Source organism: Microbulbifer sp. ALW1, assembly GCF_009903625.1.
Lineage (GTDB): Bacteria > Pseudomonadota > Gammaproteobacteria > Pseudomonadales > Cellvibrionaceae > Microbulbifer.
Map to the genome: position 1 here is coordinate 3,909,278 of NZ_CP047569.1, position 25,082 is coordinate 3,934,359.

Below are 25,082 nucleotides of genomic sequence, written 5' to 3' on the forward strand. Positions count from 1 at the left end.
CGGCGTTGGGTTAGGATAGGGATCACGATAACCATTGATAACCTTTGAGTGCTGTACCCGTGTCCCTTGCTTACGACGACATCAAGACGCATATCAGCGGACTGATCAACAGCAACCGCCTTGCAGCGAACGACAAGTTGCCCTCTGAAAGGGAGCTGGCGGAAGATTTGAGACTTACCCGAATTACCTTGCGGGATGGACTGAATCGATTGGAAGGCGAAGGCCTGATCTATCGCCAGAATCGCAGAGGTTGGTTTGTCGCGCCACAACGGTTTGTGATGCGACCGGCACACAAGGTCGACTTCAACCAGATCGCAGAGCAACAGGGGTTTTTACCGTCAACCCAGATTTTACAATTGCGCAAACAGCAGCAGCGCAAGGATATCTATCAGGCCTTCGGACTCGAGAAAAGCACGCGTTTTTACGCGCTTCGTCGGGTGCGCTACCTGGATGGCCGAGCGGTGATGGTGGAAGACAGCTATATGCCATTGGAAAGTTACCCACAGCTTGACGAATCTGACCTGTCCGGATCTGTCACTGCCGTACTGAAGTCTCGATTTTCCGTTAGCGTCAGTCGTGAGTTCTGCAATATTCAAATGGGGCACCTGGAAGAAGAATACGCAGCCCCCCTGAACATCCATACCGGCGCCCTGGGACTAAAGATACTGCGTCTCCGCTACGATCAGGATGACCAACTGATTGACTACAATGTCGAGCACTGGCTACCCCATGCCATTGAAATGGAAGTCACCACCCGCTGATTTTTCACAGCTCAGTTCCTCTTCCTTTCTCGTGGTTACTGAATAACTTCGTCCTACCGATTTCTATTTTTATTGGGTATAGACCCAGACTGCCAACCAGTACACACCGGTTGGCACCTCCTCCCCTCATACAACAAATCCGTCACCGTCCCTTCACAGCAGCTTCACCGCGGATTCACGGCATCAGGTTAACCTCAAAACTGGTCTAGACCAGAAATTCAGGCCAACTACTCACTAAATTTTCCGAGGAGATGTTATGAATCGACTAATTCTTTGCGGCCTCGCGCTTTTCGCGACGATGCTCAGCACAAGTACATTCGCCCAAGGCGAACCCAAGGTATTGCTTGTTGGTATCGATGGTGTCCAGTTTGAAAAGCTGCAGACCCTGAACACACCCAACTTCGATCGGCTCTACGTCGAACAGGCCTATACTGGTGGTATTGATGGTGCGGAAAGCCAGCAATCCACCTACAGTGGACCCGGCTGGTCGACGATTTTGACAGGGGTCTGGGCCAACAAGCACCAGGTCACTTCGAACAGCTCCGGCCTGGCAAACAGTGCATTCCCCAGCCTGTTCAAGCGCATCAAAGAGGCAGACAGTAATCACTGGGTCGGCAGTATCGTCAACTGGAGTCCTATCAATACGCAATTCTTTACCCAGGACCTCAGCAATGCCGATCTGGTGCAAAGCGGCCTCTCCGATGATCAGGTAACCGCGCAGGCGGTTGCCAGGATCAATAGCGGTATCGCGGACTTCCTCTTCCTGCACCTTGATGAACCCGATCATGCCGGCCACAGTTACTGCTTTGGCAGTGCCTACAACAATAGCATTACCGACAGTGATGCCCGCCTCGGCCAGCTACTGGATGCCGTCGATGCGCGCAATGCGCTGGGAGATAACTGGCTGGTACTGGTAACCACCGACCACGGTCGCGACACCCTTGGCTGCAATCACGGTGCGCAGACCAGTAATGAAAAAACGATCTTTATCGCCAGTAACCAGATGCTCAACCTGGAGCACAGTGAAAAAGTAACCGATATCAGCAATACAGATTTCAACGGCATTTACGGGCATTCGGCACAGACCGCTATCGCGCCTACCGTTCTTCGCCACTTGGGTATTACACTGGATAGCAACTGGATGCTGGATGGCACACCGATGATCGGTACTACTGGTGTACGCAAGTTACTCCCGGGAAACAGCAGCACTGCAGAGTGGTACGCACAAAGTCCAGGGCAGGTCAGCGTGTACCGCAATGGTGTGTTGGTGGATAGCGTGGATGCGCTGAGCCGCGCCTGGCAGGACCTGAGCGATTTCCATGGCACTGCCGACTATGTGCTGGTACAGGATCAAACACCGGTGGCAATACGTCGCTCCCGCCTGGATATTACCGCCGCACTGGACTGGAATGTCAGCCGCGCCTATTACTTCCGTGATGACAGCCAGTATGTACGCTACAACAAGACCAGCGATAGTGCCGATAGCGGTTACCCGCTGGAAATTAGTGACAACACCTGGCCCGGACTCGGGAATTACGCGAGCCAGATCGTTGCCGCGTTCAAGGCGTCCAGTAGCAAGGGTTACTTTTTCCTCGCCGATGGGCGCTATCTGCGGTACGACCTGAACAGTGACAGTGTTGATCCCGGCTACCCGAAGGACGTGAACAACAGCAGCTGGCCGGGACTAGCCCCCTATGCCACTCAAATTCGCGCGGCACTGAAGTGGCCCAACAGCAAGGTGTACTTTTTCCTCGCGGACGGCAGCTACCTGCGCTACGACATGAATAATGACAGCCTCGATGGCGGTTACCCCAAGCCCATCAACAACAGTACCTGGCCAGGAATGGCGGATTACGCAACGGATATTACTGCCGCCCACCAGTGGAATAGTAGCCGTGCCTACATTTTCCTTAGCAACCAGCGCTATCTTCGCTACAGCATTAGTGGCGACCAGGTCGACAGTGGTTATCCGCGCGCGATTAATGGCAACACCTGGCCGGGCTTGATGAACCCCTGATTCATTCCGGCGAATTTACCACTGGAAAATAACAGGCCGCGCAACGCACTGGCTTCACCAGACGTTACGCGGCCTTGCACCATCTCATTCACCGGATTGATTTACCGGGAATCTATTTATACCGCGCCACGCGCCTGAACCGTGACGTTCTCTTCTGACCGCGGCTCTTCACCCACATACCAGATACTGTACTCCGGCGCCCGGTGAATACGCTGCAGGGTTTTGCGCGCAAGATAGAAATAGCATCCAGCGCCAACAGCCGCCACGGTATCAATCAGATAAGTACTGCCGCCGTGGTTCCAGCCAAAACCCGGCAGCATTGCAGACAGCAAACTGACAACGGGAATCATCAGTGTGGCCAGTGCGGATACATACAACAGATCCACTGCACCGTTTGCCGCGCCACGATAGAAAGCCCAGGCGCACGCCAGGAAAAACACGGCGTAGTAAATGCCGGTGTGCCAGGCAGCGACAGCATCCGAGAATAGCGGCAGGACCTTTGCCGCAGCAATGGAAGCCGAAATACCGGCCACACATCCCAATGAAATCCCTACGGTCAGTGCACCAAGCAGTTTAGACGCACGGGTCTGATTCACTTCAAGGTGTTCATAGCCCTTGCGACGCTTCTTGCGGTGGGACTCAATCCACAGCAGGTTGCCGGTATAAAACAGCACCGCACCTGCCAGCCCGAGCAGGAAATACCCCCAGCGCACCGGGTTACCACCAAAGTTTCCAAAGTGCAGGGAAAAGAAACTGGTCAGTGTCGCAAACCAGCCATCCTGCTCACCGGGCATATAGCCGGTCATGGTCTTTTCACCGGTGTACGGATCTACGGCGACCATACCGTAGTGGGGCGTGCGAGAACCGTGACGAGGATTGCTGCCCGCAACCAGCAGCTCCAGACCGTGCTCTTCTTCATAGTGGAACTGCATAAACAGTGGCGTAAATTCCGGCGACTGCTCTTTGAGGCGCGCGACCAACTGGTGTGGAGCCAGTGGTTCAAGGTGCGCATGGGACTCCTCATGCGCTTCGGGCTTGCCGTTCTTTTCCAGTAGCGCCCACTGGGTGCCATAGAACTGGTCATGAAAGGCAAATACCACCGCGGTTAGCGCCATGATGATATGAAACGGCAGGCTGAACAGACCCAGTGCATTGTGTAAATCCAGCCACATGCGTTTCAGGTTTTTGCCGATGCGCAGGATAAACAGATCCTTCACCAGGGTCGGCAGCAATACAATCACACCGGAAACCAGTGCAATAAAGTACAGCAGAGATACTATTCCCACGAGGGGCATGACCATATCGTGGTCCAGTAAAATGCCCACCTGCTGATGAAGATCATCCACCAGTTGCCCCACCGCCGATGGCCCTTGGCTGTGTACCAGCAGAGATCCGTCTTCTGCCAGCTCCGCATAATACGTGGTGCCGCCACCGCGGGGCGCCGTGCTCCAGCTCAGGCGCGCGGGTCTTTCCGCCAGCCCGGCGTCCAGGGTCAGCTCATAGCGTCCCGCCGCTTTCGGGTACTCCGCCAGCACCTTTTCCACCAGTGCCGGCGTTTGTTCCAGCGGCGTGTGTTCGCTAAAGACTTTCGGCTCGGTTGCCCAGCGATTTAACGGTGCCTCAAACATGGTGATGGCGCCGGCGTAAAACGCGATAAACAACGCGAGGCCACAGGCAATCCCCACCCAACTGTGGATATCGCGATACATGCGGATGATGTCACTGCGTATTTTCATGATATTTATCCTTTGATCCGCATTACCCGACTACAAATCTGCTGATAAGAAGTAGGCCCCACAGCACGACATTGGCACCGCCCAGCCACGCCCAGGCGCGCAAGCCGCTCTGAAACAAGAAGCAAAAGCTCAGAATCAGGGCCCAAATCGGAGACACCAGCCACATGGTGATCTGCGCCTGTGCGGAGAAAAAACCCACTTCGAGAGGGCCAAATTGGGAAAACAATCCACAGAGGGCGATAGCGAGAAAGTAACCGGCAATAGCACCGGCACTGGCTTTGCCAAACCAGTTGCTGCTGGAGAGCTGTTGTGCTTTCGGTAATCTTTTACTCACGACTGCTCCTCCGTTTTATGTTTCAGATAGGCAATGACCATTGGCGGAATAGTCCAGACAAACATGACCCCGGTCACCAGAATAAATACCGCCGATCCTGGGCCGGAATACTGCAGCAGCAGGAATAGCGCCAATACCAATAGCAGAAGCCCTACCCACGCCAGCACACGCGTGGGCAGCGCGGCAGAAACCAGTCGCTGGTTGGCGCTCGCCAGATAGAGCAGTGTGGAGCCCAGCGCAATAAGCACTGTGGCGGAAATCAGAAGTAGTGCAGTCAAAGGACTTACTCCGCGTTCATCCAGGTATAAACGACAGAGGGCCCGCATTGCGGGCCCTGGTAATTACTGAGGTGTTAACACTTACCAGCTGTATTGCAGGCGCGCGGTTACCACGCGCCCCTGCCCGTAGAAACAGGACTGGGTGGTGGTGCAGGTCACCAGGTAACGTTCATCGTTCAGGTTGCGCGCATTCAGGGATACCGAAACACCATTCAGTTCTGGACGCGCTACACCAAAGTCGTAGCGTGCCAGCAGATCAAACAGGGTGTAGCCGTCGACCTTGATCGCGTTATTGGTATCGCCGTAGCTTTCGCCGGTGTAGCGCATACCCGCGCCAAAACCCAGGCCAGCCAATGCACCCTGCTCAATGCGGTGATCCACAAACAGGGATGCCAACACATCCGGCACCTGCGTCATGGCGTTACCCACAATCGGATCGTTGGACTTGGTAATTTCCGCATCCAGGCGAGACGCTGAAGCAATCAACGTGGTTCCGGTTGCCAGGGAAGCTCTCCCTTCCAGCTCCAGGCCGCGCACCTGTGCCTCACCGGCCTGTACCTGGCAGACACGGCGACCACACAGTTCACCATTGGGATCGGACGTGGAAACGTTCTGCTGGGTGATCTCGAAACCACCGAAGCTCAGGTAAACATTGCTGCCACTCTGGTAGCGAACGCCGGCTTCCACTTGATCACCGGTGGTTGGCTCAAACAGCACACCACCCAGGGTCTGTGAAGGGTCGACCACTTGCGGCAGGAAGGACTCGGAATAACTGACGTAAGGCGCCACACCATTGTCGAACAGGTAAACCGCACCGGTGCGCCAGGTAAACTCATCGGCCTTGGTAGAGAAGATTTCGCCTGTCTGAAGATCTTCACTCTCGTCGTCCGCGCGGTCGTACCGGCCACCGACATTGAAACGCAGATTCCCCGCACTGATCTGGTCCTGCAGATAGAAACCCGTTTGCTTACTGATAGAAGCGCCATAAATCTGGGGCCCCAGGTTTTCCACATAATCACCGGCGCCGCGATACTCGGGATTGAAAATATCCCACAGCGGATCTACCTGGCCTCGAGGGGCATCCGGCAGGCTCACCAGGTCGCGGTAGTGTTCCCACTCGGTATGGAAATAATCCAATCCGCCCAGCAGGGTATGACTCAGGTTGCCGCTGTCGAAGCGACCCTCCAACTGGGTATCGATGGCATAGCCATCGGACTCACCGTCGCCCTGCACCGCACGGCGACCAATGGTCTGGCCGTCGATACACTGTTCACCGTAAGCGGTAGCGGCGCAGTCGGCGACGGTATCACCGGACAACACGGTCACCCGGTAGAGCGTATCGATGTGGGTATAGCGCGCGTTGTTGCGCAGCGTCAGGTTGTCGTTGATATGGTGCTCGAGGAAGGAGCCGACCAGAAGCTGGTCGCGGTCAAAGGTGTTCCAATCTACTTCGCCGATATTGGCATCGTTGTCGATGTACTGGCCATTCGAGGGTGTCAGGGTGCCCAGCGCCGGCAGGAACTGGAAAGTGGCTCCGCCCTCATCGCGCTGGTACTGGGTGAGGAAGGTCCAGCTTGTCGCGTCGCTCGGGGTCCAGGTTACGCTCGGGGATACGTAATAGCGACTCTTGGAGACATCATCCACCTGGCTATCGCCGTCTTCCGCGACGGTGACGATGCGGCCGTGGAGGGTGCCCTCCTGGTTCAGGGGCGCACCGAAGTCGCCGGCAATTCGACCGGAGAAGTTACCCAGGTCGGTATATCCCTGCCCCTGAACCAGCAGCTCCTGCCGGGTTTCGGCACCGGCGCGCTTGGAGACCATGTTCACCATGCCACCGGGAGCGGCCTGGCCGTAGAGCACACTGGACGGGCCCTTGAGGACCTCCAGCTGTTGCAGGCCGAAGGTATCAAAACCGAAGCGGGTCCACTGGCCACCGGCCGGCAGCCGCAGGCCATCGACGAAATTGTTGTTGGAGGAGAAGCCGCCGGCACCGAATCCGCGCACGGAGATTTCATCGGTTCGGCTGTCGATGCCGGAGGGCTCCGGTTGCACACCGGCGGTGTATGACAGGGCATCGGCGACGGTCGAGGCTGCACGCAGGTCAATTTCCTCACGGCTGATCACGGAGATGGTCTGGGGAGACTCCATGATCGGGATGCCGGTCTTGGCGGTGGAGGTCGCGGTGGACAGGCCGGTCGCGGTGACCACCACTTCCTCCAGATCCGACGCTTTCTCGGGCTGTGATTGCGCATTGGCGTGGGCCACCGCAAGAGCCAGCAGCGAAGAAGCTGCCAGCAGGCAGGCTGGTACAGATCGGCGTTCGTTCATAAGTCCCCCAATTGAACAAAAAGCACCCGGAATACCGGGTCAAAAACTTTGCAGTTGATAAGCATTATCATTCGCGATTTAATTGCCGGCGGATGTTAATGACGAGGGGGAGCCCTTTCAACGGCGAAACCTTTGCGCAACAACCCGAATCATTTGCGAGACAACCAATCACCCGATAGTGGGCAACAGCACACCTTTTTAGATTGCCTTCAACGCCAGCAGCTCATGACCGTTACGATAGAAAAGACCCGTTCCGCCCCGTTGCCCGGGACACAAACCGGAGTCACCCAGCGCGCCAATCAAGTGGTCAAGGTCGATGACTTCGTCCGTCGTCCGGGTGTGCGCTTGCAGCTCTCTGAAACCGGATATGCCCGACCGAGTGTTTTCATGCAGGGACACTTCCACCAGCAGGCGCTGGGGGACGGCCTGCATTTGCGTTACGGCGACAGCCGCGAAGAGTTTGCCTACACCGCGACCGCCGGGCTGGCGACGGGTATTTCCTTGGTCATCTTTTTGCAGGGGGAGATAGAGATTCGGGTCGGCCGGTATCGGCACCTGTTTTCCAACCCTGTCGCCGACACAGAGCAGCAGCAACTGTTGAGTATTCGCGCCGGATCACAACAGACCATCCAGCGCATTTCCAGGTGTCCGCAGCAGGTGCGCTATCTTTCCATCAGTATTGCCGAGCACTGGCTGCGAAGCCGTGTTGCACACCTGGGCGAAAGTTGTGAGGAACAAAGGACCGGACTCCGGCAAGAAGACCTACGCTTCCATGCGCAACGTCTTACCCAGCCACAATTTCTATTAATTAACGAAATCATCCGCTTACTGCGTGCTTCGGAACCATGTAACCCATTATTGCTGGAAGCCAAAGTCATCGAACTGCTGGCCAGCACATCCACGACAAGCTCAGCGCCCGCTAACCTGCAGACAACAGCAGCTCCGAGGTCAGATACATCATCGCGGGAATTACAGTACTTGCGGCGTGCGCGCAACATCATTCAGGAAAACCTGGACAAGTCGTTGAGCGTAGGCCAGATCGCGCGCGCAGCGGGGATCAGTGTCAGCGGCCTGCAGCGATTGTTCCGGAAACGGGAAGGCGTCAGCGTGATGGAGTTTATCCGCCAGCGGCGTATGCAGCGGGCTTTGCAGTCCCTGCAGTCTCAGTCACTCAACGTGCAGCAAGCCGCCGCTTTGGCGGGATACCGAAATGCCGCAAACTTTGCCACGGCCTTCAAGAGGGAATTCGGGTTTACCCCGAGGGAAGCGGCAACCTATTCAAGGATGGACGCCGCAGAATCGAACAACCACCGTCCTGCCATCAGCGCGCTACCAGGGGATAGGGGTACCGTCCCAGAAAAGTAATTTGCCGTGATCCTCCTCGCGCAAGCCGCGAATGACAGAAACCATGCGGCCTGCGGTCTGAGCGGGCGAGTAGAGTTTTCCGGCGGGAATATTTTCCTGAAACGGCTGGGACAGCGGCGTATCGGTAGTGCCCGGGTGCACCGCAACTACCCGGCAGTGATCAACTTTGCGCGCCCATTCAATCGCGAGGTTACGCACCAGCATGTTCAGCGCGGCCTTGCTCATGCGATAGCTATACCAACCGCCAAGCCGGTTGTCTTCAATACTGCCCACTTTTGCCGACAGGGAAACCCAGGTCAATGGCTCGCGGCGCTGGATCAGGGGCGCAAACCCCTGGGCCAGGTGCAGGTGCGTCAGTACATTGGTCGCCACACTTTGCAGTAGCGCATCGTCGGTGCACTGGCCGACGCTTTTTTCCGGGGCGTGACTCTTAACGTAATTCTGCCCGTCACTCTGCCAATGCAAAGCACCACAGCAATTGATCACCCAGTTTGGCAACGGCTTCTGACGCAACCATTCCGTTACCTTGCCGACAGATTTTGGATCGGCCAGGGACGTCGTCAGGTGGGAGTGATTACCGGTAGCCGTCGCGAGTTCACGGCGACTGATGGTGAGAATCGTGGCTTGTGGGTATTCTTTTTCCAGCTCGCCCAACAGCGCACTGCCGATACCACCGCTGGCACCGGCAAGTAAAATAGTATTTGGTGCGAGGCTGTTGGGTACGAGGCTGTTGGGTGTTGGACTAGTGTGATTCGGCATAGGCTTCCCTGCCCTTGCGACCATCAATACAATCAGGCTTTCTTTTTGCCACCGGCATTAGCGGATTTGGCACTGGCCTTATCCTCGTTGCAGACCACCCGCAACATCGGCTCATCAGAGCGGAAAATCAGGCCGTGTATTTCGGTCGCATTCTGCCCCTGCAACAGCTGCTGCAGGAACTGGACGATTTGTGCGGAAATCTGCTGTCCGGGTACCAGCACCGGAATGCCCGGCGGATAGGGAACGATTTCATCCGCGCAGGTGCGCCCCACCAGTTTCTTTTCCGCGGCAACGCCATTGTCCATCAGCGGAAGTTCTTCTGTTTCCGCAAAGTAGGCATCGGCCGGCAAGCAGTTGAGATGGGTAAATTCCGGCAACTGGCGCGCGGTACCGGCATGACTGCGCTTGCGCGGCTGCCGTGCCAGCTGCTTGAGAGCGTGCACCAGACGCAGCAATTTGCTTTCGGTGCTGCCCAGGGTAACCAGCACCGTGACGGTGTTGTAGGTGGTTTTCTCTACCTGGATACCGAACTGGTCGAACAGTTTTACCTGAATTTCCTTGCCGGAATAACCGCTGGCGGTGACATCAATAGTGACCTTGGTGGGGTCCAGGCGAATGTTGTCATTGGCAAGCGGCGCGGGAATCAGGTCCTCGCGGGTCAGGGCGCGGAACACCCCGGTAGCGTCCACTTCCCGGCGCAGGGTTTCCACCATCTGCAGACAGTGACGCAGGCGACCGTAGCCTTCCATCACCATCTGTTTGCGCGCCACATCGAGACTCGCAATCATCGAATACTGCGGGCTGGTCGAGGCGTACATGTTCAGGTTTTCACGGAAGCGGAATTCGTCAAAGTCCGGATCCTGCACGTGGATCATGCTGGCCTGGGAAAATGCGGACAGCATTTTGTGGGTACTCTGGGTGACGTAATCCGCACCGCACTCCAGGGCGGTTGGCCGCAATTCGGTGTGAAAGTAACCGTGGGCGTACCAGGCCTCATCGATCAGAACCTTGACGCCGCGCTCGTGGGCATAGTCGATGATCGGTTTGAGATCGTAGCGCAGGCCGTCGTAGGTGCAGGAGGTAATGACCAGCAGCCCCGCATCCGGATGCGCGTCCAGTGCCTGCTCGATATCGGCCCGGCACACCGGGCCATAGATGCCGAACTGCGGATGCAGGGTGGATTTCAGGTACACCGGCTCGACGCGGTTCATCACTATGGCGTGGTGCACGGATTTGTGACAGGCCTGGTCGACAATAATCTTGCCGCCGCCACCGAGAATCTGCTGGATCACCACCTTGTTGGCAGTGGAGGTACCGTTGGTAAGGAAGAAGGTGTGTTCGGCACCAAACGCCTGGGCCGCCAGGTCCTGCGCTTCCTGAATGACCGAATGGGGCTCCAGCAAACTATCCAGTACCTGCACCGATACCGACAGATCGGTATTGAATACGTGTTCGCCCATAAACCGGTAGAAGTCCCCTACCCAGGGACTGTTGCGCAGGCTGTCGCCGCCGGAATGGCCGGGGGTGTGCCAGGCATCACGGGCAGAAAAAACATATTCTTTCAGGGTATCGGCAAAGGGGGTGGAGGCGCGACGGGCAATAAACGCCTGCACCAGTCGGAACATATGGTTGAAATTGCCTTCGCGACGGTCGAACAGCTCGTCAAACCGCTTGCGCACCGAAGCGGGAGCACCGCCCTGGTCATTCAGGAAAGAATCCTGCGCCACCAGAAAAACGTTCAGCTGCGCGCGCAGATCGTGCATCCGATCTGCCAGTACTTCCGCGTCCTTGAGTTCATCCGGGCTGCAGCCGGCATCGATAATCAGGGCCTGCAGGCGGTCTTCTTCGCGCAGGAGCTTCTCCAGCGCCACCGTGGTCACCGACTCGAATCGCAGGCCGTAGGGGTTTTCATGCTGCGCTGCGGTCGTGTTGAGTGCGCTGACCCAGTTACTGCTGAGGTCCCGGTCATTACTGACCAGTGCTACGCGACATTCCAGCGGCTGGCGCTGCTCACTCAAGTTGCCCAGGTCAGGCATCGTTTGTTCCATACCCATAATGTTTCTTCTTATCTTTCAGCATAGAAGGCAGATACTAAATGAGGCAGGCGACGTTTACCGGCTGTAAAAGGGATTTGGCGATTATTGCCGGGAAACTGGCGCCGGGCAAAATCTATGATCACAAAATGTGATCACTTTAGAATTTTGCGCTCTGAACTTCCCCGTTAAAGTGCAAACAGTGCTGCACCCGCACCCGCTGTACCGGTGAGAGGTCATTGAGGGAAAAGAATTCGTACGCCGAGTGCTCGGACGATAGTGCAATATCGCCGTGGCCTTTGAAGTGCGCTCGAAATATAAACACGTGAGAGTTATACACACGGTGGTAATAGACGCCACTCAGGTAGTCGATGACGACTTCACGCCCCAACTCTTCCCGACATTCGCGCTGCAGCGCCTCGTGTATGGTTTCACCGAGGTCGAGCGCTCCCCCGGGCAGCCCCCAGGTTTTGTCCGCGTAAGTAGCGCGCAATTGCAGCACTTCGTCGGCATCGTTGGTAATCACCGCATGGGCGCTGAGTTTGTAGGTATCGTCAAATCCCATCCCTGGACCTTATCCCCCTCGTAATGTCCGTTACTGTACCGGTCTCAGCACTCAGGAACCGGGGTACTCAGGAACCGGTGCCTCTGGCCAGTTCAATACCGATCCCCAGAGTCTGTACCGATTCATCGTAGTCGATCAGGCTCTCGCCGTAGCCATTGAAATATTTGACATAGCCCCGCACCCGGCTCCCCATTGGGAAACTCCAGCGCAGCTCGCCGGCGCCCTTGTTATCCGAGCGCAGGTTATTGCGCACCATAATGGATACATTGTGGTCGCCCCGCTGCACCCCGCCGACAAATTCAAAGTGGCCCAGATAGAACTCCAGGTCGGGGTTGTCATCCTCTTCGCGGCTCTCCGGAATCCGGTACCAGGGCTTGAATGTGAAATACAGGTCGTCTTTTTCAAACGCGAAATTGGTGTAGATACGGTTCCAGCTGCGCGACAGGGGCTCACTGCGCCCGTTGGACTGGTGGTTGAACGCAATCTGGTTGGCGACATTCTGGAAGCCGAATATGGTCCAGTCATTCAGCCAGGTCATGATCAGCTCCGGCTCGTGATTGGTCTCGCGAAACGGCGCTGAATCATCCGAGTTGTAGGCCTGCCAGAAGGAGCGGTTGGTATAGGCAAAGCTCATGAACGATGCCTTGCCCAGAAACCCCCGCCATACCGGAACCTGCACCGAGAGCTGAAACTGCACCTCGATGGAATCCAGATCCAGCTCGTCGTCGAAGTCGTAATCTTCCAGTCCACCCTTGTTGGGTTTGGGGTTATAGGTAATCGGCAGCAGATAGTTGGTTTTATGGGATGCCAGGGTGAAGGGGTTCTGCGAGGCATCGCGAATGGCCTGGGCGCGCCTGCTCACCTGCACACCGTTGGAGGTACCAGTGTCGACATCCGGTACCGTGGCAAACACCGGTGTTTCCTCTACCCGGCGATCATCTTGGATCAGCGAGAGCTGACAGCGGATTCGCATCTCTTCCAGCGTAATATTGGCCGGCGCTGTTAGCAGCTGTTCACGCAAACAGTTTTGCTGGCGCTTTTCCTCACTTTGCAGGGAATCGTCGGTCTGCAAAATCTCAATTTCTTCGTAGGTGTCGACCGTCGGCTCGGCGTCTTCCGCGCCCTCGCTTTGAGCGAACACAGGGGCACTGATGGCGAAAATGGCAATCGCGAGCGAGTGTCGGAGTGAGTATGGAAATGGATGTCGTGAAAAGCGGCGGGATACAAACAAAACGGGCGCTCCTGAATCGGTTCAGGGCGCCAGTTTACATGGATTACAGACTGAAAGTGTGCGGCGGGTCAGGCTATCTGGCCCGAGCGCTTAGCACCGCCACAAGGTCCCACAAGACATCAGCACAGGGCCTTGAGTCCAGGCGCCCATTCCAGATCCCGCAGGCGCACCTGCCACAGGCGACCGGTACTGCTCGGCCAGTCGTAACCAACCAACAGGCCGCGCTGGTCCACAAAGCAGTGGGCATCGCGCTCTGCCTCATCCCCCTGGTAAGAGAAGACGCTGACATCCGGCCCCAGGTCGTGTACCCCCTGGATATTGGCGTCGCCAGCGACAATCGCGGCACGGCGGTGGCTGACCCGCGGCGCCAGCAATTTGCCGCGCTGTGACGGATCGACGATATCCGGCGCCACCACCTCACAGCCAAACTCCATATCGCACAGCCGCATCAACAGCGGCCCCATAAAGATCCGCATCAGCGGAAACAGCAGGCGATTCTGGCCTTGCAGCACGCTTTGCTGGAGTCCATTGGGGCCGGTCCACTCGGCTTCGATCGGGTTACCCAACTGCGGCGCCTCGCCCGGCGGCGGCGCCAGACGATAGTGGGCATTCACCTCGTCCACCTCGTCTTTCCACAAGACGCGGCACTCGGTTACCAACCCGGCATCCATCAGCGCCCGCACTTCAATGCCGTGCCCCTGGTCGCCCACCAGGCGACGACTGATCAGTAGTTGCCGGCCCTGCTCATCGCGGCCCAGCTGCCAGTCATCCTGCACAGGCATGGCGCGCCCATCGCAACTGTATTGGTAGCGGCCCTGGGCCAGGTTAGCAGTCAATCGCATAAGATCTTCGTCCGTGATTTCTCTTGATGCTGTGAGTGGTGCAAATGCACAAATTTGATGCATAACTACTGCGCTCTTGTCTGCGCTATCGCCTGAAAAAGTATTGCACAAGCGTGCAGCTTTGCTGCGAATTTGTGACGTTTCGGGGAATTTTTTGTGAGTGAACCTGTCCCGTCTGCAACGCCCAATAGGCCCTCGCCAAACCGGCATTCACATGGCTCACACCACGCCTTTCAGTTTGAGGCATAATCAGCCGGTTTATTGCTTCATGTTGCTCAAGGAGGAAAGCCATCATGCTCGAGTGGCTCAATACCCATATCGCCTACTGGCACTGGCTGGTACTGGGACTGTTGCTGGTTACCGCGGAAATTTTTGTATCCGGTTTTATTCTGTTCTGGTTCGGCCTGGCCGCGCTGTTTATGGGTGCACTGCTGGTGATGGTCGATATGCCCATTACCCTGCAGCTGCTGCTCTGGGCCGGCCTTTCCATCGCCCTGGTATTTCTGTGGCTGAAGTTCATTCGGCCCAACTGGAAAGACAGAACTACCTCCGGCATGGCCATGGAAGCCCTCACCGGGCAGGTTGGCTCGGTGATCGATTCCAATATTGGCAAATCCCGCGGTCGCCTGCGCTTCCCGGCGCCGATCCTGGGAGAAGATGAATGGCAGTTTATGAGCACCAGTGAGGTAGGTATCGGTGAGCGGGTAAAGGTCATCAATATTTCCGGTAATACCCTGGTGGTCAGCCCGCATTGATTCCTGGCTGTAAATGAATAATCGCGAACATGACGTTGCCGCTGGTTCGCGATATGGCTCAAACATACACGTAAGAACACACAAATATATTGGGGGAATTCATGGAAGGTTTATCCGTCGTAGTGGCTCTGGTGATACTGGTTATCATCACCATCGGCATGGGCGTGCGCATCGTGCCCCAGGGGTCCAAACATATTGTTCAGCGCCTGGGTAAATACCACAGTACCCTGAACCCGGGAATGAATGTGATCATTCCCTACGTGGACCAGGTGCCTTACAAGATCACGACCAAAGATATTGTGCTGGATATTCCATCACAGGAAGTGATCACCGAAGACAACGCCACCATCATTGCCAACGCCGTGGCCTACATCAATATCGTCTCGCCGGAAAAGGCCGTGTACGGCGTCGAGGACTACGAGATTGCCATCCAGAACCTGGTGCAAACTGCACTGCGTTCCATAGTGGGTGAAATGTCGCTGGACTCGGCCCTGTCATCCCGGGACCTGATCAAGGCCAAGCTTAAAGAAGCAATTTCCGATGACATCGCCGACTGGGGCATCAACCTTAAGACGGTGGAAATTCAAGACATCAATCCATCCGTCACCATGCAGAAAGCGATGGAAGAACAGGCCGCCGCCGAACGCCAGCGCCGCGCCACCGTGACCCGTGCGGAAGGGGAAAAACAGGCGGCAATTCTGGAAGCCGACGGCCGCCTGGAAGCCTCCAAGCGGGATGCCAAAGCCCAGGTGGTACTGGCGGATGCCAGCCGCGAAGCGATTGAGCGGGTGACGCAGGCCATTGGCGACAAGGAAATGCCGGTGATGTACCTGTTGGGTGAGCGCTATATCAACGCCCTGGAAGAACTCTCCACTTCCGCCAATGCCAAAAACATTCTGTTGCCGGCGGACCTGCCGAATGCCGTGAAAGGCCTGCTGAATCGGTAAAACAACGCCCAATTCAGGGAAGCTACTGCTGACAGGCGCTCATTGAGCGGACGTTCAGCAGTAGCATGGATCTCTTACAGGTAGCGCTGCCAGAACTCCGCCTGCCCATACTCCTCATCCAGCGCGTAAGGCTTGAAACCACACTTGCGATACGCGGCTCGCGCCGGGAGATTTTTCTCCAGCACTTCCAGGGTAATCTTGCAGCAATCCCGCTCCCGGGCCACTTCCACCACTTTTTCGAACATCAGGGTACAGACACCCAACCCCCGCGCGGCCTCGCTTACCGTCACATCGTGAATGTTCACCAGCGGTTTACACATAAAGGTGGAAAACCCCATAAAACAGTTCACCAGTCCCAGCGCCTGTCCATCGCGGTAAGCCAGAATGGAGAAGGCTCCGGGAAAGGCCGCCAGACGATCCAGCAGTTCGCGCTGGCAAATATCCGGCAACGGCTCGCCACCGCCACAGGGGTCGAGCGCATACTCCTGCAACAAAGCCAGCAGATCCGTGCGGTGCTGCGGATCCTGGTAGTCTGCAATCACAATATTGAGCGCTTCGATCGGGCCAGATGCCTCTGCCTGTGAATCATTCATCAATCAATTACCTCTACGTTTGCCAGCCTGTGCTATTGCCTGGTTGATGGGCAATTGGAATCTCGCCGCTCTTCATCCGCCTTCACCCCCAACTCGCTCTGGATACGAAAAAAGCGACGATAGTTGCGCACCCTGGCGCGCTGCGCCGCCAACCAGCGTACTTTTTTGTGCCGGCGCACAATGGTTGCCTTGTGCTTGTTGAAACGACGCGGGCGGCGAAGAACGTTATTGCGAAGCCCCATAAGGCCTGTCCCTGATAAATAAGCCGATGTGTGAATCGGCCTAAAGTGAAAATGCAAAATGGCTTTTATTCCATCGCCGCAGGGTATCAGATGCACCGCTGGATTTCAGGAGGCCAGCCAGCGTTAATCCGGTCTTCAGCCCGATCTCCGGCTCCCAAATCCCCATCAATGTGCGGTTACTGATTGGCGCTGTTTACCAAAAGCGCTATCCTGCACAGTCAATGCAAACCGACGGAATGATTGCCTTGTCAAAGCTTCAAGATCTTATTCAGAAAAACCGCGAGTGGTCCGAAGCCACCCGCCGGGAAAAACCCGACTTTTTCCTCAAGCTCTCCGAGCAACAGTCCCCTGAATACCTGTGGATTGGCTGCGCGGACAGCCGCGTCCCCGCCAACCAGATCGTCGACCTGCTCCCCGGTGAACTCTTTGTACACCGCAATGTAGCCAATGTGGTGGTCCCCTCTGACCTGAACTGCCTGTCCGTTGTGCAATACGCCGTTGAGGCGCTCAAGGTCAAACACATCATGGTGGTCGGACACTACGGGTGCGGTGGTGTGCGCGCGGCACTGGAAGACACACGCCTGGGACTGATCGAGAGCTGGCTGCGCCATATTAAAGATGTGCGCGACAAACATCACACCCTGATCGAACTCTTCCCCGAAGAAGACCGGGTGGACTTGTTGTGCGAGCTCAATGTGCTTGAGCAGGTCATCCATGTTTGCCAGACCACTCCGGTGCGGGACGCCTGGGAAAGAGGCCAGGAACTCTCCGTACACGGCTGGGTTTACGGGCTTTCCAACGGCCTGGTAAACGACCTGCAGATCACCGTGGAAAACACCGCACAGATCAGCGACATCTATCACGGCGCCCTCACCAACATCGCGCAGCGCGGCAAAGGCTGACACACCGACAACCCCCCCGGGCACTGCCGCTACCTCAACAGCAATGCACCAGTAATGCACCACCGGGCCCGGTGGTGCATGACCCCGACCGGCACCGCTGCGCGCGCAGCGCGGTACTTTCATCCAAGCACCACATCAGGCACCTTCACCAATAGCTGTCAACGCAAGTTAACTTTCCGCCCGTTTTTCCCTACACTCCACCCCCGCAATATCGCCGGCCTGCTTGGCCGCCTTCAAGAATAACGCTGTTTTCAGGGGTATCCATGTCCGACTTTCGCGTTTGGGAATGCCAGATCTGTGGCTGGATTTACGATGAAGCCAAAGGCTCCGCAGACGACGGCATCCCCCCGGGCACCCGCTGGGAAGATATCCCCGACGACTGGGTGTGCCCGGAATGCGGCGCCACCAAAGACGAATTTTCCATGCTCGCGATTGTGGGCAACGCTCCCGGCGCCGATGCGGCTGCTTCCGCGCCAATTTCTGCCGAGTCGCAAACTCCTGCAGGCGGCAAAGTGCCCGCGGCCAGCGCACCGGCCAGCCGCATCTGGGAATGCATGGTTTGCGGTTGGGTTTACGACGAAGCCAAAGGCGCCCCCGAGGAAGGCATAGCGCCCGGTACCCGCTGGGAGGACATTCCCGACGACTGGACGTGTCCCGAGTGCGGTGTTGGCAAAGAAGATTTCGATATGGTGCTGGTGAGCGAGCCGCAGGCTGAGCCCGCCCCGGAAGCCGCAGTGGTAACGCTGGACGACGTTGATCCCCTGGTCATCATCGGCAGTGGACTCGCCGGCTACCACCTGGCCAAAGAATTCCGCAAGCTGGATCAGCGCACGCCCCTGGTGATTATCAGCGGCGACGACGGCACTTTTTATTCCAAGCCCCTGTTATCCGCGTCCCTCGCCCACGGCAAAACGCCGCAGCAACTGGCCACCGCCAGCGCGGAAGACATGGCCCGGGAGCTCAATGCGGAAATACTGGTACACACCCAGGTCACCAATCTGGACCGGGAAGCCCGCCTGTTAACCCTGGTATCCGACAGCGGGGGCATCCGCAGCGCGCTGCGCTACCGTCGCCTGGTATTGGCCACCGGCGCCAGCTGTACCCCGCTGCCGCCGATGGAGGGCGATGGGCTTTCGCGTCTGTTCCGCGTCAACAGCCTGAGCGATTACCGCCGTTTCCGCACCGCCCTCGCCAACCGCAAGCGGGTACTGCTGATCGGCGCCGGCCTGATTGGCTGCGAATTTGCCAACGACCTGACCCAGGCGGGCTTCCAGGTAGACCTGGTCGACCTGCAGCCCTGGCCCCTGGCTAGCCTGCTGCCGGAAGCCGCAGGCCGCGATATCCAGCAGTCTCTGGAGCAGGCCGGCGCACGTTTTCAGCTGGGCGCGGGTGTTGCCACCCTCGAACACACCAGCGGCGGTATTCGCGCCACCCTGGATAATGGCGCGACCGTTGAAGCGGATATCGCGCTGGCCGCACTGGGCCTCACCCCCAATGTCGGGCTCGCCACCGCTGCCGGCCTCGCCGTCAACCGCGGCATTGTCACCGACAGGAATCTGCAGACCAGCGACCCGCATATCTACGCCCTGGGCGACTGTGCCGAAGTCGATGGCCACAGCCTCTACTTCGTCGCCCCCCTCACCCAGAGTGCCCGCGCACTGGCACAGACACTCTGCGACAAACCGACCCAGGTTCAGTACGGGTGCCTGCCGGTGGCCGTGAAAACCACCCTGCGCCCCACTGTCGTCTGCCCTCCTCGCCCCGGATCCCGGGGGAATGGCAGGTCACCACAGTGGATTCCGGCGTCAAGGCAGAGTTTCTCGACGACGCAGGCCAGCTGCTGGGCTTTGCCCTCACCGGCAGTGCCATTGCCGAGCGCGACAGCCTGAGTCGCCGCTGCGCGCCGCTGATGGATTGAGGCTTTCCCGGCGGCTATAAAGAAAATCACGCAGAGCGGTCACTTTTCCCGTAGAATGGCCGCCCGCACAAAATTTGAACAAATCTTGATCGAAGTATGACGGCATCCAGCAATTCCAACTCTGGCCTCACCAGTAACACCGACAGCAGCACCGATGTATCCGGGAACGCCGGACAAACGCCTGCCGAGCGCAGCCGTGCCCTGCGAGATACCCTGGGACACTTCGCTACCGGTGTAACCGTGATTACCACATTGGACGCCAAGGGCCAGCCGGTGGGTATGACCGTCAACAGCTTCAATTCCGTTTCCCTGGATCCGGCCCTGATCCTCTGGAGTATCGACCGTGCCTCCCTCAGCTACGCCGCCTTTACCGAGGGCGAACGCTTTGTGGTGCATATATTGAAGGGCGACCAGCAACACGTGTCCAACCTGTTTGCCGGCCGCGGTGCCGACAAGTTCGGCCAGGTGAAGTGGCACGCCGGGCCCGGCAATGTACCGCAGCTGGATGACTGTGCGGCAATGTTCCACTGCCGCCGGGCACAGAATATTGAAGGCGGCGATCACACCATTCTGCTGGGCGAAGTACTGGAATTTTCCGCCAGTGGTGGGGAACCCCTGGTCTTCCACCGCGGCAGCTACCGCGCACTTGCCGGGGACTGAGCCGCGGCGATAACCCGGCTGCGCGTTCATTCCCTCCCTGAATTGGTCTCTGATGAGAGCAACCAGCGGGACAACCTTTCCTACCGTTATATCGAGACAGCGCTCCCGCCGGAATTTGTATAAAAATTCCGACGGATTCTTTGTTTCGCTGTCACCTCGCGGTCATACTTTTGGTACACCCTTGGGAGGCCTCCGCAACCGTGGACGTCGAAATGCACACCGCCAATACCCTGTTCTGCTTCGCGCACCGCGGCTATCCCAAACGCGCCACGGAAAACACCCTGCTGGCCATCACCCACGCACTGGAGTTTGATATAGATGGTGTGGAAATTGATGTGTGGAATGTCGGCGGTGAGCTGATCGTCAAGCACGACCGCCGACTGGGCAGGTTATTGGCAGGCCAGGAACTGCTCACGGAAATGGCCCCGGCGGCCCTGCGCAAGATGTTGCTGCCCGGTGGCGAGCAGGTGCCGACCCTGCGCGAGGTGCTGGAGCTGATCGGTAATAACGTGCAGCTCAATATCGAACTGAAAGGGCCCAACTGTGCGGCGCTGGTGGCAAAAGAACTGGAGTCCTATATTCGCGACGACGGTGCCAGCTACGAGCAGTACATCATTTCGTCCTTTGACCACCGCCAGGTTTACGAGTGCCTCAAGCTGATTCCCCAGGTGCGCAGGGGCGTACTGATCGACGGCGTGCCGCTGGATCTCGCCGCCTGTGCCGAGCCACTGCAAGCCTACTCGTTACACCTCAGCCTGGATTTCGTGTGCCCGGAAATCATTGCCGATGGGCACAGGCGCGGGCTCAAAAGCTACGTGTTTACCGTCAACCATCCCCACGACCTGAGCCTGGTTGCCGCGATGAAAGCGGATGGCGTTTTTACCGACGAGCCGCAATTGATCATGGACTACAACCTGGCGAAAACCGCCGAAGTTCTGGCTCGCCAGGTCAAGCCCGCAGGCAAACTCAACCAGACAGGCTAGAACCCGGCTGGGCTGGTCACCGAAACACTATTGCTGATCCAGTACCGCTAACAACTGCGCTACGCAGGGGCGCGTCTTGTAATCCTTGGACACGTGGGCCCACTGCACGGTACCGGTTTTATCCAGCAGGAAAATTCCCGGCGCCGCAATCTTGTGGTGACCACGTCCCGACCAGGCTTCCAGGTCAATGCCGTAACCCTTGTATTTCTCCGCGGTGGCATCGTCAATCTGCACCACCACATCAAAGGCTTCATGCGCCTTGAGATCCGGATCGGAAAGCACCGGGAAGGGAATCTCATACGTGGCCTTGGCCAGGGCACTGGCATCCGGCTTGTCTGCACTGATCAGCACCGGTGTCACCCCGCGTTTTTCAAACTCCGGCCAGGCCTCCGCCAGCTGACGAATCTGCACATTGCAGTAGGGGCACCAGCCACCGCGGTAAAACACCACCAGAATGGGTGCTTTTTCTTTCACCAAGCCATTGAGGGATACCTGATCGCCCTTGTGGCTGGACACCGAAAAATCCGCTGGCCGGCTGCCCACTTCAAGCCCCGCTTCCCCGATCCCAAGGGACTCTGCCGGCGTTGCCGCCAACTCCGGCAATTTCTCCGGCAGCCGAACCTCCTGCGCATTTAGCCCGCTACTCATAAAGGTCGTGATCAAGCAGATCATCAGTTGGCGAATCATCAATATATCTCCCGTGGGTGTTTCCCGGTTGCAAGCGCCCCAAGATACAGGACTTTTCTTACCGGGAACAAAATCGTGCGGTTAATTGTTTGTCTATTTGACGAAAGCAATGCCATCCGCTGATAACATGAGCGGTATTCTCTAACCTGCCCAGTGAGACAGCCATGACCAGCAGCGCCGCACAGCCTATTCGCCTGACCCAGTACAGCCACGGTGCCGGCTGCGGCTGCAAGATATCCCCCGCGGTGCTCGACCAAATTCTCGCTGGCAGCGGCTCCCAGGTCGCCGATCCCAGGCTTTGGGTGGGTAACAGCAGCCGTGACGATGCCGCGGTCTACGCCCTCGACGAGGAGCGCGGCGTGGTATCCACCACCGATTTCTTTATGCCCATTGTCGACGACCCCTTCGACTTCGGCCGCATTGCGGCCACCAATGCCATCAGCGACATTTACGCCATGGGCGCAGACCCGCTGATGGCCATCGCCATACTCGGCTGGCCCGTCAATGTGCTGCCGCCAGAGGTCGCCCGTGAGGTCATTCGCGGCGGGCGTGCCGTGTGCGATACCGCGGGCATTCCGCTGGCCGGGGGCCACTCGATCGATGCGCCGGAACCCATTTTTGGCCTCGCGGTCACCGGGGTGGTGGAAAAGCGCCGCCTCAAGCGCAACGATACCGCCACCGCCGGCTGTAAACTCTACCTGACCAAACCTCTGGGAATCGGCGTACTCACCACTGCTGAAAAGCAGGGCAAGCTGCAAAATGCCGACATCGGCGTAGCCCGCGACCTGATGTGTACCCTCAATCGCCCGGGTAGCCAGTTCGCCCGTATTGAGGGGGTCAAAGCCATGACCGACGTCACCGGCTTCGGCCTGCTCGGGCACCTGGTCGAGATGGCAGACGGCAGCGGGCTGAGCGCCCGCCTCGATTACGCTGCCGTGCCCCGGCTACCCGGTATCGAACACTATCTTGAGCTGGGGTGTATTCCCGGCGGGACCGGACGCAACTTCGAGAGTTACGGCCACCGGGTTCAGCTGGCGGATGAAAGCCAAAAGTTACTGCTCGCAGACCCTCAGACCAGTGGCGGTTTACTGGTTGCGGTCGAGCCGGCCAGCGAACAGGAATTTCTCTCCGCTGCCAGCGACAGCGGCCTGGCGCTCTCCCCAATCGGCGTACTGGAAACGCGCAGTGCCAGTGACGCACCTGCGGTGCTAGTGGTATGAGTAGCAATTCCATGAAGCGCGCCGACAGTGCCGATTTTCGGGAAATATTCCTGAACGACTTGCCCCTGATCGATACCCGCGCCCCGGTGGAATTCAACAAAGGTTCCTTCCCTACTGCGGTGAACCTGCCACTGATGACCGATAGCGAGCGCCAGAAAGTCGGCACCTGTTACAAACAGCAGGGCCAGCAGGCTGCCATTGCCCTCGGCCACCAACTGGTGGGCGGCAAGATCAAAGAAGCCCGGGTCGCCGCCTGGGCAGAGTTCGCCCGCCGCCATCCCGAGGGCTACCTGTTCTGCTTCCGCGGGGGCCTGCGCTCCCAGATCAGTCAGCAGTGGCTGGATGAAGCCGGCCTGCCCTTTCCACGGATTAGCGGTGGCTACAAAGCCATGCGCAGCTTCCTGATCGAGGAGATCGAGAGCGCCGTGCGCGACTGTCGCTTTACGCTGGTGGGCGGCATGACCGGCACTGGTAAAACGGAAGTGCTCGCACAACTGGACAACGCCATCGACCTCGAAGGCCACGCCAACCACCGCGGCTCCAGTTTTGGCAAAAGAGCCACGCCGCAGCCACCACAAATCACCTTTGAAAACGCCCTGGCTATCGACCTGCTCAAGCGCCGCGCCCACGGCCAGCAGCAGTTTGTGCTGGAAGATGAAAGCCGCCTGATCGGGCGATGCTCGGTTCCATTTAATCTCCATCAGGAAATGCAGCAGTCTCCGGTGATTTTTCTCGAAGATACACAGGCCAACCGGGTGGAGCGGATTTTGCGGGATTATGTGATTGATCTCTGCGCCGAGTTTGTCGCCGAGCAAGGGGAAGAAAACGGGCGGCAAATGTTCGCCAGCGCCCTGCGCCAGAATCTGGCGAACATTGCCAAACGGCTCGGTGGTGCGCGCTACCAGTCACTCGACAGCTGCATGCAGCAGGCGCTAGCGCAACAAATCGAGAATGGCAGCGTCGACTACCACCGAGAGTGGATCACTGCCCTGCTGCAAGATTACTACGACCCCATGTATCACTATCAACTGGCAAAGAAGAGCGAGCGTATCGTGTTCCGCGGCGAACAGCAGGCGGTGGTGGAATATACCCGAGCGCAGTTCGCTTAAAAATGCAGGCAGGGCCTGTGCTCAGGCATCCAGCCAGCGAAACATAACCGTACGAATTTTCGGGAAATAGGAGCCTGCCACTGTCCAGTGGCAGGCGCCGGGGATTTTGATCAACTGTGCCCGATCGCCATACATGGCCGCAATCCGCTGCTGGATTTTGAACGGCGTAATTCGATCGTCACTGCCGCCAATAACCAGTACCGGACAGCGCACCGCGTCAGTGTCGACCCGGGAAAAGCCGCCGCGGAACAATCCACCAACACCAATCTGAAAAGTTGCCATTCCCGACTCATAAGTAGCCAGTTCCAGTATCTGCTGCTGGGTTGCTGCACTTTGGGAATTGGCGACACCGTAGCGAATATTCGCCGCGCGTAACTGCGTAACACGCCGCCACAGCGGGAACAGCAACAGGTTGCGCCCAAGGGTCCGGATCATGGACCAGCTCCAGCCATTGATACCACCAGGTGCTGCCGATGACAGCAGCACCAATCGATGACAGGCAACCCGTGCCGCCACCAACTGTGCCAGCAGCGCGCCCATGGAGTGCCCTACCAGAATTGGCGCCACTTCCAATGCGCGGATGCGGGCGACGATGAAATCCACATAGTCCTGCAAGCTTGCGCGGGCAAGGCGCGCCTTGCCCGCCTTATCGTAAGTCGATTTCGGCTGGTGAAATGGCAAGGTCAATGCCTCGACGGCATAGCCTTTTTCCTCGAACGCCGCCTTGACTTCCTGCATGACGGCCGAAGTAGCCCACATGCCGTGGATCAGCAGTACCGGTGGCTTGGAGTGCTCAGTATTCAAAGCAAAATTTCCA

23 protein-coding genes and 1 pseudogene are annotated in these 25,082 nt (G+C 57.7%); 11 read left to right on the top strand and 13 right to left on the bottom strand.

Annotation, left to right across the window (positions count from 1 at the left end):
- Positions 1-59 precede the first annotated feature (59 nt).
- The gene (locus tag GRX76_RS16200) at positions 60-761 is read left to right on the top strand and encodes a UTRA domain-containing protein (protein WP_236250420.1); all 702 of its coding nucleotides are present in this window, start codon (positions 60-62) and stop codon (positions 759-761) included.
- A gap of 256 nt (positions 762-1,017) precedes the next feature.
- Positions 1,018-2,778 carry a hemopexin repeat-containing protein gene (locus GRX76_RS16205; RefSeq protein ID WP_201276848.1) on the top strand — a complete coding sequence of 587 codons (1,761 nt, stop codon included), beginning with the start codon at positions 1,018-1,020 and terminating at the stop codon, positions 2,776-2,778.
- A gap of 116 nt (positions 2,779-2,894) precedes the next feature.
- Here the strand turns inward: GRX76_RS16205 and GRX76_RS16210 are convergent, their stop codons facing one another.
- From GRX76_RS16210 to GRX76_RS16225, 4 genes are all read right to left on the bottom strand, one after another.
- Entirely contained in the window at positions 2,895-4,514 is a 1,620-nt protein-coding gene (locus GRX76_RS16210) for a PepSY domain-containing protein (RefSeq protein WP_160154256.1), read from the bottom strand.
- A 22-nt stretch (positions 4,515-4,536) separates the two neighbouring features.
- Complete coding sequence (locus GRX76_RS16215) at positions 4,537-4,848, bottom strand: hypothetical protein (protein ID WP_160154257.1); 312 nt, start codon at positions 4,846-4,848, stop codon at positions 4,537-4,539.
- On the bottom strand, positions 4,845-5,126 hold the full coding sequence (locus GRX76_RS16220; protein WP_160154258.1) for a hypothetical protein: 282 nt from the start codon (positions 5,124-5,126) through the stop codon (positions 4,845-4,847). The genes GRX76_RS16215 and GRX76_RS16220 overlap by 4 nt, the downstream gene beginning before the upstream one ends.
- 81 nt (positions 5,127-5,207) lie before the next feature.
- Positions 5,208-7,454 (bottom strand): TonB-dependent siderophore receptor, encoded by a 2,247-nt coding sequence (locus tag GRX76_RS16225; RefSeq protein WP_160154259.1) that lies wholly within the window; start codon positions 7,452-7,454, stop codon positions 5,208-5,210.
- A gap of 132 nt (positions 7,455-7,586) precedes the next feature.
- Between GRX76_RS16225 and GRX76_RS16230 the strand changes: the two genes are divergently transcribed.
- On the top strand, positions 7,587-8,819 hold the full coding sequence (locus GRX76_RS16230) for an AraC family transcriptional regulator (protein WP_160154260.1): 1,233 nt from the start codon (positions 7,587-7,589) through the stop codon (positions 8,817-8,819).
- Here GRX76_RS16230 and GRX76_RS16235 read toward each other — a convergent pair.
- The 5 genes from GRX76_RS16235 to GRX76_RS16255 all read right to left on the bottom strand — a co-directional run bounded on the left by GRX76_RS16235 (position 8,784) and on the right by GRX76_RS16255 (position 14,249).
- Positions 8,784-9,578 (bottom strand): SDR family NAD(P)-dependent oxidoreductase, encoded by a 795-nt coding sequence (locus tag GRX76_RS16235; RefSeq protein ID WP_160154261.1) that lies wholly within the window; start codon positions 9,576-9,578, stop codon positions 8,784-8,786. The two genes, GRX76_RS16230 and GRX76_RS16235, sit on opposite strands and share 36 nt — an antisense overlap.
- A 32-nt stretch (positions 9,579-9,610) precedes the next feature.
- A complete protein-coding gene (locus tag GRX76_RS16240) occupies positions 9,611-11,626 on the bottom strand; it encodes an aminotransferase class I/II-fold pyridoxal phosphate-dependent enzyme (RefSeq protein WP_236250421.1) in 2,016 nt (671 codons plus the stop codon).
- A gap of 145 nt (positions 11,627-11,771) precedes the next feature.
- Positions 11,772-12,176 (bottom strand): NUDIX hydrolase, encoded by a 405-nt coding sequence (locus GRX76_RS16245; protein ID WP_160154263.1) that lies wholly within the window; start codon positions 12,174-12,176, stop codon positions 11,772-11,774.
- A gap of 67 nt (positions 12,177-12,243) precedes the next feature.
- A complete protein-coding gene (locus GRX76_RS16250; RefSeq protein WP_236250422.1) occupies positions 12,244-13,317 on the bottom strand; it encodes a phospholipase A in 1,074 nt (357 codons plus the stop codon).
- Between the two features lie 209 nt (positions 13,318-13,526).
- A complete protein-coding gene (locus tag GRX76_RS16255; protein WP_236250423.1) occupies positions 13,527-14,249 on the bottom strand; it encodes a hypothetical protein in 723 nt (240 codons plus the stop codon).
- A gap of 293 nt (positions 14,250-14,542) precedes the next feature.
- On the opposite strand from GRX76_RS16255, the gene GRX76_RS16260 reads away from it, so the two are divergent.
- Together GRX76_RS16260 and GRX76_RS16265 are read left to right on the top strand one after the other, a co-directional pair.
- Positions 14,543-15,004 (top strand): NfeD family protein, encoded by a 462-nt coding sequence (locus GRX76_RS16260; RefSeq protein WP_160154264.1) that lies wholly within the window; start codon positions 14,543-14,545, stop codon positions 15,002-15,004.
- A 101-nt stretch (positions 15,005-15,105) separates the two neighbouring features.
- Positions 15,106-15,951 (top strand): SPFH domain-containing protein, encoded by an 846-nt coding sequence (locus GRX76_RS16265; protein WP_160154265.1) that lies wholly within the window; start codon positions 15,106-15,108, stop codon positions 15,949-15,951.
- A gap of 74 nt (positions 15,952-16,025) precedes the next feature.
- Here GRX76_RS16265 and GRX76_RS16270 read toward each other — a convergent pair whose 3' ends face one another.
- Both GRX76_RS16270 and GRX76_RS16275 read right to left on the bottom strand, forming a co-directional pair.
- Positions 16,026-16,544, bottom strand: a complete 519-nt coding sequence (locus GRX76_RS16270) for a GNAT family N-acetyltransferase (RefSeq protein ID WP_236250424.1) — start codon at positions 16,542-16,544, stop codon at positions 16,026-16,028.
- A 32-nt stretch (positions 16,545-16,576) separates the two neighbouring features.
- Entirely contained in the window at positions 16,577-16,786 is a 210-nt protein-coding gene (locus tag GRX76_RS16275) for a hypothetical protein (protein ID WP_160154266.1), read from the bottom strand.
- A gap of 245 nt (positions 16,787-17,031) precedes the next feature.
- Between GRX76_RS16275 and can the strand changes: the two genes are divergently transcribed.
- From can to GRX76_RS16295, 4 genes and pseudogenes are all read left to right on the top strand, one after another.
- Positions 17,032-17,688, top strand: a complete 657-nt coding sequence (gene can / locus GRX76_RS16280; RefSeq protein WP_236250425.1) for a carbonate dehydratase — start codon at positions 17,032-17,034, stop codon at positions 17,686-17,688.
- A gap of 263 nt (positions 17,689-17,951) precedes the next feature.
- A pseudogene (locus GRX76_RS16285) lies at positions 17,952-19,606 on the top strand (FAD-dependent oxidoreductase).
- A gap of 96 nt (positions 19,607-19,702) precedes the next feature.
- Complete coding sequence (locus tag GRX76_RS16290) at positions 19,703-20,266, top strand: flavin reductase family protein (protein WP_160154269.1); 564 nt, start codon at positions 19,703-19,705, stop codon at positions 20,264-20,266.
- A gap of 212 nt (positions 20,267-20,478) precedes the next feature.
- Positions 20,479-21,249: a glycerophosphodiester phosphodiesterase gene (locus GRX76_RS16295; protein WP_236250426.1), complete on the top strand. Its 771-nt coding sequence runs from the start codon at positions 20,479-20,481 to the stop codon at positions 21,247-21,249.
- Positions 21,250-21,276: 27 nt separating this feature from the next.
- Here the strand turns inward: GRX76_RS16295 and GRX76_RS16300 are convergent, their stop codons facing one another.
- Complete coding sequence (locus GRX76_RS16300; RefSeq protein ID WP_160154271.1) at positions 21,277-21,936, bottom strand: peroxiredoxin-like family protein; 660 nt, start codon at positions 21,934-21,936, stop codon at positions 21,277-21,279.
- Between the two features lie 164 nt (positions 21,937-22,100).
- Here GRX76_RS16300 and selD point away from each other — a divergent pair, with 164 nt between their 5' ends.
- Positions 22,101-23,156: a selenide, water dikinase SelD gene (selD, locus tag GRX76_RS16305; protein ID WP_160154272.1), complete on the top strand. Its 1,056-nt coding sequence runs from the start codon at positions 22,101-22,103 to the stop codon at positions 23,154-23,156.
- A complete protein-coding gene (gene mnmH / locus GRX76_RS16310; RefSeq protein ID WP_236250427.1) occupies positions 23,153-24,265 on the top strand; it encodes a tRNA 2-selenouridine(34) synthase MnmH in 1,113 nt (370 codons plus the stop codon). Before selD ends, mnmH begins: the two co-directional genes overlap by 4 nt.
- A 21-nt stretch (positions 24,266-24,286) precedes the next feature.
- On the opposite strand, the gene GRX76_RS16315 is transcribed toward mnmH, so the two are convergent.
- Positions 24,287-25,069: an alpha/beta hydrolase gene (locus GRX76_RS16315; RefSeq protein WP_201276849.1), complete on the bottom strand. Its 783-nt coding sequence runs from the start codon at positions 25,067-25,069 to the stop codon at positions 24,287-24,289.
- Positions 25,070-25,082 lie beyond the last annotated feature (13 nt).

What these genes read in the sequence shown, in the direction of transcription:
- GRX76_RS16205 (WP_201276848.1), top strand. Translation starts at nt 1,018, where the DNA reads ATGAATCGACTAATTCTTTGCGGCCTCGCGCTTTTCGCGACGATGCTC.
- GRX76_RS16210 (WP_160154256.1), bottom strand. Translation starts at nt 4,514, where the DNA reads ATGAAAATACGCAGTGACATCATCCGCATGTATCGCGATATCCACAGT.
- GRX76_RS16225 (WP_160154259.1), bottom strand. Translation starts at nt 7,454, where the DNA reads ATGAACGAACGCCGATCTGTACCAGCCTGCCTGCTGGCAGCTTCTTCG.
- GRX76_RS16235 (WP_160154261.1), bottom strand. Translation starts at nt 9,578, where the DNA reads ATGCCGAATCACACTAGTCCAACACCCAACAGCCTCGTACCCAACAGC.
- GRX76_RS16240 (WP_236250421.1), bottom strand. Translation starts at nt 11,626, where the DNA reads ATGGAACAAACGATGCCTGACCTGGGCAACTTGAGTGAGCAGCGCCAG.
- GRX76_RS16245 (WP_160154263.1), bottom strand. Translation starts at nt 12,176, where the DNA reads ATGGGATTTGACGATACCTACAAACTCAGCGCCCATGCGGTGATTACC.
- GRX76_RS16255 (WP_236250423.1), bottom strand. Translation starts at nt 14,249, where the DNA reads ATGCGATTGACTGCTAACCTGGCCCAGGGCCGCTACCAATACAGTTGC.
- GRX76_RS16260 (WP_160154264.1), top strand. Translation starts at nt 14,543, where the DNA reads ATGCTCGAGTGGCTCAATACCCATATCGCCTACTGGCACTGGCTGGTA.
- GRX76_RS16265 (WP_160154265.1), top strand. Translation starts at nt 15,106, where the DNA reads ATGGAAGGTTTATCCGTCGTAGTGGCTCTGGTGATACTGGTTATCATC.
- GRX76_RS16270 (WP_236250424.1), bottom strand. Translation starts at nt 16,544, where the DNA reads ATGAATGATTCACAGGCAGAGGCATCTGGCCCGATCGAAGCGCTCAAT.
- GRX76_RS16275 (WP_160154266.1), bottom strand. Translation starts at nt 16,786, where the DNA reads ATGGGGCTTCGCAATAACGTTCTTCGCCGCCCGCGTCGTTTCAACAAG.
- GRX76_RS16290 (WP_160154269.1), top strand. Translation starts at nt 19,703, where the DNA reads ATGACGGCATCCAGCAATTCCAACTCTGGCCTCACCAGTAACACCGAC.
- GRX76_RS16295 (WP_236250426.1), top strand. Translation starts at nt 20,479, where the DNA reads ATGCACACCGCCAATACCCTGTTCTGCTTCGCGCACCGCGGCTATCCC.
- GRX76_RS16300 (WP_160154271.1), bottom strand. Translation starts at nt 21,936, where the DNA reads ATGATTCGCCAACTGATGATCTGCTTGATCACGACCTTTATGAGTAGC.
- selD (WP_160154272.1), top strand. Translation starts at nt 22,101, where the DNA reads ATGACCAGCAGCGCCGCACAGCCTATTCGCCTGACCCAGTACAGCCAC.
- mnmH (WP_236250427.1), top strand. Translation starts at nt 23,153, where the DNA reads ATGAGTAGCAATTCCATGAAGCGCGCCGACAGTGCCGATTTTCGGGAA.